Genomic DNA, 15,171 nt, shown 5'->3' on the forward strand with positions numbered 1-15,171 from the left:
TGAATTTCCAGCACGTGTTTGTTAACATGATGATGCAATAAATTCGCTTAACGTTAATCGCTTATTAATCCCTTGCCTGGCTATCGCAGATGCCCCGGTTGAAACACTTGTCGCATCAGCCCTGATTTCCCATAACACTATAAAATCATTAGAATTCTCAATATTGGAATTCACTCCGCTTAGTGATAATAGATCTGCTGGCGCGGGTTTAGCACTAATACAAACAGGTGCCGGAATACTGACGATATAGTCGATCAAATTATCCTGATCAATATCCACGTTAACAAAAGTCGGATAATTCGCTGGATCAATTGCGGAGTAATTGAGATTAATAGTCTGCTCTATTGCCAGATTTGCTGCAGCAATCGATTCATTTCTATACTGCATGTTTCCCACAACTTTTAGATTATTGCTACTTAATGTAAAACCAGAAACCGTTAATAAAGTAATCATGGCAAGCATAATAAGTCCTACAACTAATGTTGCACCCTTTTGGTTAGAACAGATTTTCATATTCATCATGGTTGCTCTCTTCTTCCCGAGACATTAATCAAGCGCACATAACTGCTATAAACATGCCGCTTAAAACTATCGTGAAAAGGGCCCAGTGTCGTTGACCCCAAAACATAAGTTTTATCCTCAGTATAACCACTCGTGACTTCCAGGTTCCGCGCCAATACATACATGTTTACCGACACGACATTGGCCCAATCCAGCGCAGTACACCCGGTGCAATCATCGTAAACATCAGCACTACCTGTTTCATCTGTATCTCGGCCATAATCGAACTTAATACTTTGAATGCCTTCCAGAATTGGCTGAGCCGTTTGCATGAATACATTGTTACCATTCAAGTCAAGATCAGCGCGCATCAGGGTAGGAATACCGTCATCAACTGTTACAGAGTAATTGCGCACATAAAAGATTGAAGTAATCAACTTGCGCTTGTCAGCAGCTGTTGTGCAATCCTTTTTGTATACAGTAGTACCTGGTGTACCGAGCATGGGTTTGTCCGCAGCACTTGCAAGATAATTTCCATGAAGTGTGTCGGTACAACTTTGTGTTTGCAGATATAGTTTTCCTGCATTAACATCTTCACAGCTTGCTGTGCCTGCAACGCAAGTTGCGGCATATCGAACCACCAGGACATCGGAATCAGTTTGACGGCTTGTCACAATATCTGAACATTCAGCAGGCAACGCCGCGCCAGCGACATATCCCTGTAACGGAATCGCATATATGTTGTTTATATCGTTGACACTCCAGCTAGCAAAAGCAGAACACGGATTTGGTATAGCTGTTGGCGGAGTCATGGATGGTGCAGGTGGAGTGTATCCATCCCAAAATCCTGCATGCCATAACTCCTGTTGTAAAAGCTGGATAGTAAAGCGGCCATTCTCGATCTGCCGATTCATTTTCGCCAATTCGGTATTACTACGCGACAAATCAATATAAACAGCTAATACACCAGACATAACCAACAAACCCAACGCTATGGAAATCATTAATTCAATCAATGAAAATCCATCTTGGTGAACAAAGCTTTTGTTACTCTGTTGCATGCTATTCATTTCCTGCTTGTTTTTTACCTTTATGGAGTAGCCAAATCGGCTATACGCACAATGGTACTCATCGATCTTCGGCACAAATCATTAATACAGCTTGTCCCTGCCGCACCATTATATAAGCCAATACCACAATTTGATGATGGCGCCACTGTTGGCACAAACCCTTGCCATGCAACTGTTATTAAGAATTGATCTCCTGTTCCCAGATCCTCAACACAGCCACGTGCACCTATCATTGCACCGACATTATTGGCCCCAGAGGATTGTTCAGATACACCCTTCAAAGCATTACTCCATTGGCATACATCAAAGACCTGCCCCACACCTGCACAATTTGCTGGCTGATTGTCCCCCGTACCCAAAGGGGCAACAGCACCGGTTACATAGTTGACCGCATTATTACGGTTCGCCGCAATTCTGTTTGCCATATCTTCAAGTAAAATCAATGCATGTGTACGTTGATAAGATTCAATCTCTGAAGATTGCAAGCGCATTTGTAATCCGGCAAGACCCAGTAACCCAACAGCTGTAATAACTACTGTAACAAGTACTTCAATCATTGATACCCCGCGCACTGAAAACGTAGTGGTTGCAGAAAGAACTGAAAAGTTTACGTGCCGAGTTACCATTTTTCTGCAGGAGTTTTAACACCATCGCTATTAATGGTTAGGTTTCCGTCGTTAGATTGTGAACCAACGGGCGTAAAAGTCAGTGTAAAAAATGGCACAGCCCCACCGCCAAGCGTAATGTCATAATTATATTTATTGGCCACATCTGCGGAAAGCGCATAACCACTTGCTTCCAAGATTGTTTTATCAACATAACTTCTGTTCGTCAGCAAAAACTGTTGTTGACGATTTGAAATAGCCATCATTTCTGATTGTGCCGCCACACGATGAGTCCTGATCACATATTGTGTATACGATGGATAAGCTATAGTGGCCAGAATTCCGACAATAGCAACCGTAATCATGAGTTCAATCAAAGTAAAGCCATATTGTTTACATGGTTTTATAAAAAAGCTGAGTTGCATATATAGATAAATTATTGTTGAAATTTATAGCCAATCTGATTTTTGTAATTCATTACAAATCCTAAGGCATATACGGCTATAATTTTGGGTAACTTTAGGAGCAGAACAGTACTTTCTCACTTCTACGAAACAGCAATAAAACACTAGCGCAGTCTTTTATTTTATTCGCTGGTTAGTGCATTTTTGTTTTTTAGGAAAATATTTGAAGATAATGAAACATGATGCTGTGGTAATTGGCGCAGGCATTATCGGATTAGCAACCGCAGAATACCTGCTCAAGCAGGGATTAAAGGTTACGTTACTTGAACGAGGCCGGGTCGGTCAGGAATCTTCCTGGGCAGGAGGGGGAATTTTGTCACCAATTTGTCCGTGGAACTATATTAAAGAAGTCACACAGCTTACCCAATACAGCGCCGATCTATTTCCGGCATGGGTAAACACGCTACGCACTACAACAGGGATTGATCCTGAATATGATCAATGCGGCGTCTTTGTTCTGCCACCCTATGATCTTAAAAGGGCTGAGCTTTGGTGCTTAAAATACAATGTCACAATGACTCAACGAGCGGTATCAATACCTTTTTCAATCAATCCGCACGCTGACATCAATAATCGAAAAACCATAGAAAAGGCCATTTTCCTGCCCAATATTGCACAAATCCGCAATCCTCGATTGTTAAATGCGCTTCATAAGCGTGTGATTCAGCTTGGCGCAAAAATTATCGAAAACTGCTCTGTCTATGATATGGCGCTCAAACATAAGACAGTATTATCGTTTAATTCATCAGTTGGAAAATTTTCAGCAGGTTACTTTATTATCGCTGCAGGTGCCTGGAGTACAGAAATCTTAGGAAACTACGCACTTAACCTTAACATTAAACCCGTCAGCGGCCAGATGTTATTGTTCAAATTCGACTCGCCCCCTTTGCGAACCGTCGTAGTGCAAGATAACTTATATATTATTCCTCGCAGAGATGGTCATTTATTGATAGGGAGCACATTGGAGGATACCGGATTTAATAAACAGATCACAATATCCGCACGCGATCATTTATTGAAATTTGCACAAAACCTTATACCACAATTGGGTGCGTTGCCCATTATTCGTCAATGGTCAGGATTACGTCCCGCCTCACCTGGGAATATTCCGACCATAGGGCAACACCCTCAACTTAGCAATCTTTATATTAACAGCGGGCATTTTCGTTATGGCATCACTATGGCACCTGCGAGTGCAGAAATTCTGACAAAAGAAATAGTTGGCGGAACACAACCATTTGATATCACTCCCTATCAAAAAGGATGGAATGGCAACTGAGCTGCTTCAGGCGTGTCTATGCTTTTGGCAATGGAAAAACCACGGATTCCACGACACCACTTAATTCTTCTACTGAGACTTCTTCCCCAGTTTGCCTCGAACCAATTTGCTTGATACGCGATATTACTTGCTGTACCAGTATCTCAGGCGCAGACGCTCCTGCAGTAATACCAATTTGATGTTTATTTGCAAACCATTCATCTTCTAATTGCTCTGCATTATCCACCATATACGACTCGACATTGGCATTTTTGGCAACTTCACAGAGACGATTGGAGTTGGAACTGTTAGGCGAGCCGACCACAATAACCAAGTCACATTGCGTGACCATTTTCTTTACCGCATCCTGGCGGTTCTGGGTTGCATAGCAGATATCATCTTTCTTGGGCCCGATAATCAGTGGAAAACGATTTTTTAAAGCATCTACAATCCGTGCCGCATCATCGACTGACAAGGTCGTCTGAGTGACGTAAGCCAGATTAGCAGAATCTTTTACTTGCAGATTTTTTACATCATCTTCAGTTTCAACCAGATACATGCCTTTATCATCACCTTCCACCTGACCCATCGTACCTTCAACCTCTGGGTGACCCTGGTGCCCAATCATAATGATTTCTTTACCTTCCTTACGCATTTTGCCCACTTCCACATGTACTTTTGTAACCAGTGGACATGTCGCATCAAATACTTGAAGCTTTCGTTCTGCCGCTGCCCTGCGAACTGCATGAGATACGCCATGAGCACTGAAAATCAAAATACTGTCTTTCGGCACCTCATCCAGTGTCTCAACAAAAACAGCACCTTTTTTCTCCAGGTCTTCTACAACAAAACGATTATGTACAACTTCGTGACGCACATAAATCGGTGCACCATGCATCGACAATGCGCGTTCTACAATCCCAATCGCACGATCAACACCCGCACAGAATCCTCTCGGATTTGAGAGCAACACTCTGATCATTCATTATTCTCCATAACAGGATGCATATAAATACATAATCTATAGATTACTATCATTCAGTCCAGATAACGCTTAACAAGTTCAACACGCTTTAAATATGCGTCGCGCGCAATCTGAATATCTTCCAGAAATTGTGGCAGTTCTTTTAAAAGTAATGCCTGAGGTCCATCAACCAGTGCCTTGCTTGGTACTGGATGAAAGTCAACCAAAACCATGTTGGCGCCTGCAATAATCCCTTGCGCAGTTACATGCATAATATCCAGAATTCCATCCGGTGATCCAGCACGTGTTCCCACAGAATGCGATGGGTCAATGCAGACCGGCATCCGCGTCAAACGTTTGACAACCGGCACATGTGCAAAATCAACAAAATTACGATGTGGATCGCCCATATTCGTTTTCATACCACGCAAACCGAATATTACCTTACGGTTACCCTCTGAGGCCAAATACTCCGCCGCATTCAAGGATTCATCCAACGTAATGCCAAACCCGCGTTTAATCAATACCGGATAGTCCTGTTGTCTCCCTACTATTTTCAGTAATTCAAAATTCTGAGTATTGCGCGTGCCAATCTGTAACATGACGCCAGTGGCATTACCGGTTTGGTGTAGTGCTGTACGAATTTCATTCAGATGCGTTTCATGCGTTATTTCCATCGCTATCACTTTAATACCATATTTTCCCGCCAGTTCAAACACATAAGGAAGACAACTCTTTCCATGCCCCTGAAACGCGTAGGGACTGGTCCTTGGTTTGTACGCACCCATTCGCGTGCAAACCTGGCCTTGCGCCTGCAACGCTCTCATCATGATTTCTACATGCTCAAGCGTATCAACGGCGCACAAACCAGCAAATACGTTTAAAGTATTCTGACCAAATAAAACGCCGTTATAGCTGAAGCTGGTTGGACGATCATCATTCTGATGCCGTCCGAGTACGCGATATTCCTCAGAAACACGCACAACGCGCTCAACACATGGCAGATTTTTAATCTCATCAATTGATAACGCCTTTGTATTGCCTATCAGGTACAGCTCTGTCAACGTCTGTTCAACGCCAACTTCGGTGTGCACACGCGTAGTAATGCCAGGAAGGTTAGCCAAATGTGCCAACAGTTGCTTATATTCCGAGCTCTCAGGCCGGGTATTGGGAACCAAAACTAGAATCATAAAATAATATCAAAAAATTTATGCCGGGATTTCCGACACAAAGTAAATAGGTTATGAATTCTAACCGAAAACCCGATTTGTTGCCATGATGCAATTAACGTTCTTCCATTCGAAATCGCTCAAATGCCTGCAAGCATGCATCTACCAGATCACTCACATAAACTACTCCAACCAATTGCCGGGTCTGGCTATCCGTCACCGGAATACTTTCGCCTTTAAAACATTTTGATTGCAAATATGCTTCATAGACATTGGTTGTTGTTGTAAAAACAATTGACGATCTCAAAAGAACGTTCTCAATTCGTTCTTCCAGCATTTTTTCATCATACATGCTGCACAATACCGCAGCGTTGATCTGACCAATTAATTTACCATTTTTATCAGTTACATAAACCACACTTACCGCAGACTCAGACTCAACAATCGCAGAACGCGCCGCTGTCAATGTCATATCTGCAACAAAAACAACAGTCGGCTTTGATATAAATGCACTAACTGACATTTCACTCAAGATCTGCTGTATTTGAGACGTTTCAGGCTCCACGCCGCGCACACGCAACTGGTGATAAAAATAGGAACGATTAAAAAACTCTCTGGTAACAGCACCTGCCACAACAACTGCCACCATGACAGCAGTCATCAACGAATAACTTCCTGTCAACTCAAACACTATCAAAATAGTCGTAATGGGCGCGCCGATTACCCTGCTGATAACGGCGCCCATACCAACCACACCGTAAACGGCGGGCGATAATGTAATCCCAACCAATTCCTGAGCACCCATCCCAAATACAGTACCCATCATTGCACCAAGAAAAATTGCGGGACCAAATATGCCACCGGAGAAACCTGCGGCAAAACTCACGGATGTCGCCACTAATTTGGCCAGTACCAGCATCAATAAGACATTAGCTGTTATTTCAGATTGAAAGGCATCGCGTATAATCTGCTCACCCAACCCGAAAGTCTGTGGGAAAACAACCACAATTCCACCCAGCAACATGCCCCCCAATACAGCTTTTGCCATGGCAGAAACGGGCAATAACTGCGCCAACCTGCTGAAATGGTCCATCATGGACATATAAATCACTGCCAAAGCGCCACCTAAAACACCCACCAGTGCAAACAAAAAATACTCCCAGTCCGCAACCCTCGGCATGTCCGGCAGCAGAAAAAGTATGCTATCAAACGCATGCATTTTCACAACAGCGCTGGCCACCGCCGATGAAATCACAATAGGCATTACAGACCTGCCCCCGAAACGGCCCAGAACTGCCTCATGCGCAAACACTACCCCGGCCAGTGGCGCTGAAAATGACGCTGAAATAGCGCCGGCCACACCGCAAGCCAGTAAGGTTCTCTTATGTTCGGCTGTTAGTTTCAGTAATTGAGCGAGCCAGGACCCCAGAGAAGCACCCAGATGCACAGCCGGCCCATACCTTCCAACTGATGCACCGCTTCCGATTGACACAATACTGGCAACAGCACTGCCAATACCTGCTTTAATAGACATATCCCCGGCACCCAGCCGTACCGCTTCAATTGCATCAGCCGGTCCATGATTTCGGCCTTCTGGCATTCCATATTGAATAATCAATCGCACAATAACGGCACCGACAACAGGCAGAATAAATAAATACCAAACAGAAATATTGTCCAGATACGCGTAAAGCTGGCTGCCTTTTACCCCCAAAAATAATAGGTGCAGCTTATCGATAGCCCATAAGAAGCCCATCGAGGCATAACTGGCCACAACACCTACAATTGTTGCCAGGGACGCCATAAAAAAGGTTTCATGCCAGTTTCTGTTGGAAACTTCCATCATTCAGTCAGTTTGTTATTCATAGGAAATCGTATTTTTGCTACTGCCGCACATAATCTTTCATGCGACAATATGTCACATAGTCATTTATATCAATTTAGGTTAATGTAGTTTATTTTTTTAAGCTAAGAAAATTGTTTCCATTGTTCTACTTAAGCAAACGGACTTGAAAATATAATAAAACAGCATTTTAGAGCAAGCTGCTTTTTTCTCTGACCGCCTTCCAACAACCCAAGCCATAGCAACATGTTCAGCGACCTTAGCAAATCACCACTCAGTAAAAACCTGCAACGCCTTTTCTGGCTCAGAAATATTGCCATCCTCGCACAATGTCTGACTTTCAGCCTTGTTTATACCATTATCGATCTTGACATTCCGTGGACTGAGATGATCATAGTTGTTATATTGCTGTCAGCATTGAATTTGCTTACCTGGATACGTCTGTATCAGAATTGGCCGGTATCCAATATTGAGTTTTTTGCGCAATTATTGATCGATGTGTTTGCGCTCAGTGCATTGTTATATTTCAGTGGCGGCTCAACCAATCCATTTATCTCATTGTATCTTTTACCACTGACTATTGCCGCCGCTGCCCTTCCCTGGCGCTACACCTGGGTCATGGCCATTATTACTATCGGCTGCTATACGCTGCTTTTGTTTAACTATGTACCGCTTCCTCATGACCACAGCAAACATCTGATTGAATTCAATCTGCATGTCTCCGGTATGTGGCTGGCTTTCGTACTCAGCACTGTGATTATTGCCTGGTTTGTTGTAAAAATGAGCATCTCCATTCGGGAGCGCGACCATGATCTTGCCTTGGCGCGTGAACACGCGCTTCGCAATGAGCAGATTATTGCCCTGGGCACGCTTGCTGCAGGTGCGGCACATGAATTGGGCACGCCATTATCTACCATGGCCGTAATCACGGGCGAGCTGCAAAAAGACCATATCAACGATAGTGAATTTCAAAATAACATTCGCATTTTGCGCGACCAGATCGCACATTGCAAACAAACACTCACTCAACTTCTTGCCAAAGCCGGGCAGACCAGAGTTGAAGGCGGCACCCAGTTGCCCGTTGATGAATTTATATTTTCATTACTCGAGAAATGGAAACTGATACGACCCACCGTTCAATTTACCTATAAGAGCGATGGTCCGCTTCCCAGTCCTAAAATCATGGATAATCAACTAGTCAGCCAGTCAATTCTGAATCTGCTCAATAACGCCGCCGATGCTTCTTCAAAATGTATCGAAATCAAAAGCAGATGGGATCACAAAAACCTGCACCTGGAAATCATTGATGATGGCGAAGGTCTCTCGGATGCCGTCACCCAGCGTGCCGGTGAAGCTTTTTTTACCACCAAAGCACCTGGACAAGGCTTTGGCATTGGTTTGTTTTTAGCCAATGCCAATATAGAGCGGCTGGGCGGCAGCGTACATTTATTTAATCTTGAAGACGGCGGTGCTTGCACACAAGTCACACTGCCAATAATTGGATAAGAATTATGACAACATCAAAGTCTCTCGAAATAAATGAAACAGACGAAGCCAGCGAGCAGCCCGATCTGCTCATTGTCGATGATGACGAGATATTTTCTGATGTACTGGCGAGAGCCATGACTAAGCGGGGCTTCAATGTATATACTACACATACCATTGATGATGCACTTGCACAGGCTGAAACCGTCTCGCCGGAATACGCCATTGTTGATCTCAAATTAGCCAGCGAATCCGGATTGGTTATGGTTGAAAAATTAAAAGTACTGGACCCTGGCACACGCATTGTCATGCTGACCGGTTATGCCAGTATTGCAACAGCTGTGGAAGCAATAAAACTGGGCGCGACACATTATCTGGCCAAACCCGTTGATGCCGATGAAATCATGGCTGCATTTGAACGTACCAACGGCGACGCCGAAACACCAATCAGTGCCAATCCTCTATCCGTAAACAGACTTGAATGGGAATATATTCAACGCATTCTGGCTGAAAATGATCACAATATTTCAGTCACCGCCAGAATCCTAAACATGCATCGCCGGACACTGCAGCGCAAACTGGCCAAAAAACCGCATCGGGAATAATTCACAGCCCTAAAACCAGCCATTTTCATAATAGAAAAATTTGCAGCGGAATTTTTCAGCCGCTTCATGTACCCTATTACTCCTTTTCTATAAACCACGAGCATGAAAGACTTCAAACCAGGTCAGCGCTGGATATGCGATGTTGACTTACAATTGGGCCTAGGGACAGTGCAATCAGTTGAAGAACGTATGGTCCGTATTATATTCATGACAACTGGAGAAACGCGCACCTATGCCCGACAATCCGCACCATTAACGCGTGTTATTTTCAATGTAGGCGACACAATCATGAACCGTGATGGCATTGTTGTCCAAATTCTGTCTATCCAGGAAGAAGACGGCCTGTTCATATACTCCGGACAAAACGAGCACGGCAACCATTTTACAATCTCAGAACAGCAACTCGCACATCATTTACAATTCAACCGGCCTATCGAACGATTACTCAATCAGCATATTGACGCCGACAAGTGGTTCCGGGTCCGCTACCAAACCTGGCTGCAAAAAAGCAGGCTTGCAAGTGCGCCGTTATACGGTCTGCTCGGTACGCGCACCAGTCTGATTCCTCATCAACTTTATATCGCCTACGAGGTAGGCCGCCGTTACGCGCCACGCGTATTACTCGCTGATGAGGTCGGACTGGGAAAAACAATTGAAGCTGGCATGATTTTGCATCAGCAGCTCCTGACCGAGCGCGCCAAACGTATCCTGATTGTCGTTCCTGAGACGCTAATCCACCAATGGCTGGTGGAAATGTTGCGCCGCTTCAATCTTCACTTCAGTATATTTGATGAGGAACGGTATACCGCCATTGAAGAAAGCTGCACCGGAGAAAATCCGTTTCACAGCGAGCAGTTAATTCTGTGCAGCCTGAGATTTCTTTGTCATAGTCCGCAACATTTTCAAGCGGCTTTAAATGGTGATTGGGATTTACTGGTTGTCGACGAAGCACACCACCTGGAATGGTCTGAACAATCATCCAGCCCTGCATATCAAGTCATCGAACAACTGGCCGCACAAACAAGCGGCGTACTGCTACTCACCGCCACCCCTGAGCAACTGGGCAAAGCGGGGCACTTTGCCCGTCTGCGACTGCTGGACCCGAATCGTTTTGCCGATTTTCAACATTTTGTCGCAGAAGAACAGGCCTATGAACCGATCGCTAATGCGGTCGAGGCACTACTCGGCGAACAACAACCGGATGAAACAACCAGAAAAACAATTTTGGCGATTGAAAACAGTACCCAGACCAACTCGCTGCTATCCAGTCTGGAAAAAACAGCTACCGATACTGAACAAAACAAGCAGGCACGGCAAATACTTGCTGCTTTGTTGCTGGACCGTCACGGCACGGGACGCCTATTGTTTCGTAATACGCGCGCAGCAGTCAAAGGTTTTCCTGAAAGAAAGCTTTTCGTGGCTCCGCTGCCGCTACCAGACTATTATGACGAATGTCTGACTGTCTTTGAGTCAGGTACACTCTCGGAACCGCAATTACTACTTTATCCGGAGCTGCTCTATCAGGCCAGCGCTGTCACTGAATATCCGGCATGGACAGAAATAGATCCCCGCATCAGCTGGCTGTACAATACAATGCGTCAACTCAAACCGGAAAAGATTCTGGTGATTACTGCCAGCGCACAAACCGCGCGCGATATTGCACAAGTACTCAAGACATTGACAAGTCAACATTTTCCAGTCTTTCATGAACACATGAGTTTGCTGGAACGCGATCGGGCCGCCGCGTTCTTTGCCGACAGGGAAACGGGATGCCAAGTATTGATTTGCTCAGAAATTGGTAGTGAAGGTCGTAATTTCCAATTTGCCCACCATCTTGTTTTGTTTGATCTACCGTTTAATCCTGATATGCTGGAGCAACGTATCGGCAGGTTGGATCGTATTGGTCAAACAGAAACAATCAATATCCACGTACCCTATCTGCTAAACAGCGCGCAGGCGATCATGCTGAACTGGTATCACCAGGGCCTTAACGCACTCGCAAAGATCTGTCCGGCGGGCCAGACTGTTTTTCAACAATTTGAAAAACAATTGATAACGGCACTTCATTTGCGCGACCCTGATTCAAATGACTTCTCTGAATTGATTACACATACCCAGAAAACCAGCCAGATACTGGGTGAAGCACTTGATCGCGGGCGAGACCGACTGCTTGAATACAATTCATTTCGTCCGCAGATTGCTAAACAGCTGTACCAGACTGCACTTTCTCAGGATAAAAATAACAGTTTGCAACGCTACATGGATATCGCTTTCGATTGCTTTGGCGTGCATGTTGAAGAGCACCGTAGTAAAAGCTATCGCATCGAACCCAGTGAACATATGACATCGGCATTTCCAGGACTGCACGACGAGGGAATAGTCATTACTTATAAAAGAAGCGAGGCGCTTGCCAACGAGGACTGGCAGTTTCTTACCTGGGAGCATCCCATGGTCATCCACGCCATGGATCGCATCACTGGCAACGAAACCGGTAATGCTACGGTCTCAAGCTTTTCACATCGCGATGCCCAGCCAGGCATATTGTTTCTTGAGTGCCTGTTTGTACTCGAAATATCCACAACTCACACTGCAACCGGAAGCCATATTCTACCATCAATCATGATACGGACAATTATCGATGAACAAGGCTGTTCTGATTATCCCGCACTGGACCATGCAACAGTCAATCAATGCCTGGAAACGATTTCACAGGATATCGCCAAACAAGTAATCGAACTGAAAAAAGACGTTATTCAAGAAATGGTAGCGGCCAGCGAACAACTTGCTTCCGCACAAATTCCCACTTTATCCAGACAAACCAGAGACCAGACGCATGCAGTCTTTACTACAGAAATTGAAAGACTGAAAGCGCTGCAGAAAATCAACCCCAACGTCCGCCCAGAGGAAATCCATTTTTTTGAACAGCAGCTGGCTAATTTAATACAGGTGCTAGATACTGCACGTATCCGACTCGATGCCATTCGGGTTATCGTTGCCACCTGAATAAATTCAGGTTTCATGGAAGCATCTTTTTTCTCTTATTTTCCATATGCTTGCCATTGTTTTATACTAACGTATTTTATTGAGCAGTCTTGATTATGAATGAACCGCGCATTATTGTTGCGCTGGATTTTAGCAGTGCCGAAAAAGCACTGAATCTGGCAACCCAGCTTAATCCAGAATTATGTCGCTTAAAAGTGGGCAAAGAGCTTTTTACCGTGGCCGGTCCCAACCTCGTCAAACAATTGACCCGGGAAGGCTTCGATATTTTTCTCGATTTGAAATTTCATGATATTCCCAACACCGTTGCCAAGGCGTGCAAAGCTGCTGCTGATCTGGGTGTCTGGATGATGAATGTACATGCGCTGGGCGGCAAGAAAATGCTGGTGGCAGCACGTGAAGCGGTGCCACCGGGCACTGCCAGGCTCATTGCAGTCACACTGCTGACCAGCATGAATCAGGATGATCTAAATGATGTTGGTTTGCAGGGCGAACCCGAACAGATTGTGCTGCGTCTTGCCAGACTTACACAAAATTGCGGACTCGATGGCGTCGTTTGCTCCGCACTGGAGGTCAGCAATTTAAGACAACACCTTAACACGGGCTTTAATCTGGTCACGCCGGGTATACGGCTGGAAGCAGACAGTCTGGATGACCAAAAACGGGTAGCCACCCCTTCCACTGCTATCAAAAACGGGGCTGATTATCTGGTCATTGGCAGACCGATTACTCAGGCAAAAGATCCGCTGCTGGTATTACAGAAATTGAATCAGTCGATTACGATGTAATCATCGTTTTCTACAACAGACTCCGTTTACTGGCAGCCTTGAAGCATAAAGCCGAGACTGTGTGAGCCCTGCTACTGGGCATTTTTTTATCAGGTAAGTACGCACTTTTGATTTCTTTGACTATCTGTTAAAGAATATCGCTATTTTGTCGCTATCTGAACAACCGTATTACTTTTAATCACGTCACATTACAAGGCAGTAACGATCGCAGCTGCATCACAATTTATCGGAACCATCTTATTCATGTGTTATTGATTCAGGCTTTACGACCGAAAACCTACCGAAAAACTGTTTACAGAAACATAGAGAGACATACCTCGTGGAAAACAGACATAACGAAGCAGCGAAAACTAATCTGCAACAAATGCTTCTGCACCCAGAAAAACTCCCCCCATTGCCAGAAACGGCACAGGCACTCATCCTGTTGCGCAACAACCCTAACGCAAATTTGGATGAGCTCGTCACCATCATCGAAAAAGACCCCGGGTTGGCCAGTTTCATAATGAAATACGCGCGCATGGCAATCTTTGGTTATGGGGAGCGGATCACTTCGGTATGGCACGCCATATCATTAGCACTCGGTTTCAATAGTGCGTTGAATATGGCCACTGGCGTCGCCTCAGCCGGGTGTCTCAAAATTACCAATCGTGGGCCGCTGGGACGCATTCGTATCTGGCATCACGCCCTCAAGTGCGCAGCGCTATGCCGTGAGTTAGCCAAAACGATGGAAAAAAAGCAATCCGTAGATTCCGGCCTTGCATATTTATGCGGTTTGTTCCATAACTTTGGATATTTACTCTTTGGCCACCTGCTCCCGCAACAATATACTTTTTTGAACGATCTGTGCCTGTACTATCCGGCTAAAGAAACAAGACACCTGGAACTCCAGGTTTTTGGTATTACCCACGATTTTGCCGGGGCCTATTTAATCGAAGCGTGGCAATTACCTGGTGAAATTGTAACGGCTGTTGCCGAACATCACTTTCCGGATTATGAAGGACAACATGCTCACTATGTCAAGCTGGTTGCAGTTGCCAATCGCTTATTACAAAATGAGGGCATTTCCGATGCATGCGATCATATAGAAACGGCAGCATTGCTGGAATGTCTGCAGATACCTGCCCCGGATGCTGAGGCCGCGCTGCAAATGATCGATAGCTGTCTGGATGATTTTGACACACTCGCTACTGATCTGGCGGCTTAAGGTACACTCAGTCACCGCGGCCACTGTAGTTGCTGCCTGATGCCGACACGACTGCTTTTTGCATGCAGGTCAGAGTGTACGATCACCGACGACTACAGAATATTCAATCGCGCAAACACAAATTGCAGCTTGACTAGGAAAGCTACAATTAACATATGGAAGTTGCTCGCATTGACTTTGTGCGACTATAACCTAATATTTATCCAGTTAATGGA

At 44.9% G+C, this 15,171-nt stretch carries 13 protein-coding genes; 6 read left to right on the forward strand and 7 right to left on the reverse strand.

Annotated features, from left to right (window positions below; translation table 11 throughout):
* Nucleotides 1-21: 21 nt before the first annotated feature.
* The 4 genes from C8R11_RS05980 to C8R11_RS16915 form a co-directional block, all read right to left on the reverse strand.
* Nucleotides 22-522, reverse strand: coding sequence for a pilus assembly PilX family protein (locus C8R11_RS05980; RefSeq protein ID WP_107794911.1), 501 nt, complete (start codon nt 520-522; stop codon nt 22-24).
* Nucleotides 519-1,562 carry a PilW family protein gene (locus C8R11_RS05985; RefSeq protein WP_181258179.1) on the reverse strand — a complete coding sequence of 348 codons (1,044 nt, stop codon included), beginning with the start codon at nt 1,560-1,562 and terminating at the stop codon, nt 519-521. The genes C8R11_RS05980 and C8R11_RS05985 overlap by 4 nt, the downstream gene beginning before the upstream one ends.
* A 29-nt stretch (nt 1,563-1,591) precedes the next feature.
* Nucleotides 1,592-2,128, reverse strand: a complete 537-nt coding sequence (locus C8R11_RS05990; protein WP_219908550.1) for a PilV family protein — start codon at nt 2,126-2,128, stop codon at nt 1,592-1,594.
* 62 nt (nt 2,129-2,190) lie between these two features.
* Nucleotides 2,191-2,541: a type IV pilin protein gene (locus C8R11_RS16915; protein ID WP_425320576.1), complete on the reverse strand. Its 351-nt coding sequence runs from the start codon at nt 2,539-2,541 to the stop codon at nt 2,191-2,193.
* A 235-nt stretch (nt 2,542-2,776) separates the two neighbouring features.
* Here C8R11_RS16915 and thiO point away from each other — a divergent pair, with 235 nt between their 5' ends.
* The gene (thiO, locus tag C8R11_RS06000) at nt 2,777-3,919 is read left to right on the forward strand and encodes a glycine oxidase ThiO (RefSeq protein WP_342352459.1); all 1,143 of its coding nucleotides are present in this window, start codon (nt 2,777-2,779) and stop codon (nt 3,917-3,919) included.
* A gap of 16 nt (nt 3,920-3,935) precedes the next feature.
* Here the strand turns inward: thiO and ispH are convergent, their stop codons facing one another.
* The 3 genes from ispH to C8R11_RS06015 form a co-directional block, all read right to left on the reverse strand.
* Nucleotides 3,936-4,880 (reverse strand): 4-hydroxy-3-methylbut-2-enyl diphosphate reductase, encoded by a 945-nt coding sequence (gene ispH / locus C8R11_RS06005; protein ID WP_107794916.1) that lies wholly within the window; start codon nt 4,878-4,880, stop codon nt 3,936-3,938.
* Nucleotides 4,881-4,936: 56 nt separating this feature from the next.
* Nucleotides 4,937-6,052 carry a 3-deoxy-7-phosphoheptulonate synthase gene (locus tag C8R11_RS06010; RefSeq protein WP_090702201.1) on the reverse strand — a complete coding sequence of 372 codons (1,116 nt, stop codon included), beginning with the start codon at nt 6,050-6,052 and terminating at the stop codon, nt 4,937-4,939.
* A 94-nt stretch (nt 6,053-6,146) separates the two neighbouring features.
* The gene (locus C8R11_RS06015) at nt 6,147-7,877 is read right to left on the reverse strand and encodes a chloride channel protein (protein WP_107794917.1); all 1,731 of its coding nucleotides are present in this window, start codon (nt 7,875-7,877) and stop codon (nt 6,147-6,149) included.
* 243 nt (nt 7,878-8,120) lie between these two features.
* Here C8R11_RS06015 and C8R11_RS06020 point away from each other — a divergent pair, with 243 nt between their 5' ends.
* The 5 genes from C8R11_RS06020 (at nt 8,121) to C8R11_RS06040 (ending at nt 14,956) form a co-directional block, all read left to right on the forward strand.
* Nucleotides 8,121-9,380: an ATP-binding protein gene (locus C8R11_RS06020; RefSeq protein WP_107794918.1), complete on the forward strand. Its 1,260-nt coding sequence runs from the start codon at nt 8,121-8,123 to the stop codon at nt 9,378-9,380.
* Nucleotides 9,381-9,385: 5 nt separating this feature from the next.
* Nucleotides 9,386-9,964: a response regulator transcription factor gene (locus tag C8R11_RS06025; protein WP_107794919.1), complete on the forward strand. Its 579-nt coding sequence runs from the start codon at nt 9,386-9,388 to the stop codon at nt 9,962-9,964.
* A 102-nt stretch (nt 9,965-10,066) separates the two neighbouring features.
* Entirely contained in the window at nt 10,067-12,967 is a 2,901-nt protein-coding gene (rapA, locus tag C8R11_RS06030) for an RNA polymerase-associated protein RapA (RefSeq protein ID WP_107794920.1), read from the forward strand.
* A 95-nt stretch (nt 12,968-13,062) separates the two neighbouring features.
* Nucleotides 13,063-13,752 (forward strand): orotidine-5'-phosphate decarboxylase, encoded by a 690-nt coding sequence (gene pyrF / locus C8R11_RS06035; protein WP_107794921.1) that lies wholly within the window; start codon nt 13,063-13,065, stop codon nt 13,750-13,752.
* A 319-nt stretch (nt 13,753-14,071) separates the two neighbouring features.
* Nucleotides 14,072-14,956: an HDOD domain-containing protein gene (locus tag C8R11_RS06040; RefSeq protein ID WP_146159084.1), complete on the forward strand. Its 885-nt coding sequence runs from the start codon at nt 14,072-14,074 to the stop codon at nt 14,954-14,956.
* Nucleotides 14,957-15,171: the final 215 nt, after the last annotated feature.

The organism is Nitrosomonas aestuarii (assembly GCF_003046585.1).
GTDB lineage: Bacteria > Pseudomonadota > Gammaproteobacteria > Burkholderiales > Nitrosomonadaceae > Nitrosomonas > Nitrosomonas aestuarii.

Coding starts and splice junctions, on each gene's coding strand:
- C8R11_RS05980 (WP_107794911.1), bottom strand. CDS start 522: ATGATGAATATGAAAATCTGTTCTAACCAAAAGGGTGCAACATTAGTT.
- C8R11_RS05985 (WP_181258179.1), bottom strand. CDS start 1,562: ATGCAACAGAGTAACAAAAGCTTTGTTCACCAAGATGGATTTTCATTG.
- C8R11_RS05990 (WP_219908550.1), bottom strand. CDS start 2,128: ATGATTGAAGTACTTGTTACAGTAGTTATTACAGCTGTTGGGTTACTG.
- C8R11_RS16915 (WP_425320576.1), bottom strand. CDS start 2,541: ATGATTACGGTTGCTATTGTCGGAATTCTGGCCACTATAGCTTATCCA.
- ispH (WP_107794916.1), bottom strand. CDS start 4,880: ATGATCAGAGTGTTGCTCTCAAATCCGAGAGGATTCTGTGCGGGTGTT.
- C8R11_RS06010 (WP_090702201.1), bottom strand. CDS start 6,052: ATGATTCTAGTTTTGGTTCCCAATACCCGGCCTGAGAGCTCGGAATAT.
- C8R11_RS06015 (WP_107794917.1), bottom strand. CDS start 7,877: ATGATGGAAGTTTCCAACAGAAACTGGCATGAAACCTTTTTTATGGCG.
- C8R11_RS06020 (WP_107794918.1), top strand. CDS start 8,121: ATGTTCAGCGACCTTAGCAAATCACCACTCAGTAAAAACCTGCAACGC.
- C8R11_RS06025 (WP_107794919.1), top strand. CDS start 9,386: ATGACAACATCAAAGTCTCTCGAAATAAATGAAACAGACGAAGCCAGC.
- rapA (WP_107794920.1), top strand. CDS start 10,067: ATGAAAGACTTCAAACCAGGTCAGCGCTGGATATGCGATGTTGACTTA.
- pyrF (WP_107794921.1), top strand. CDS start 13,063: ATGAATGAACCGCGCATTATTGTTGCGCTGGATTTTAGCAGTGCCGAA.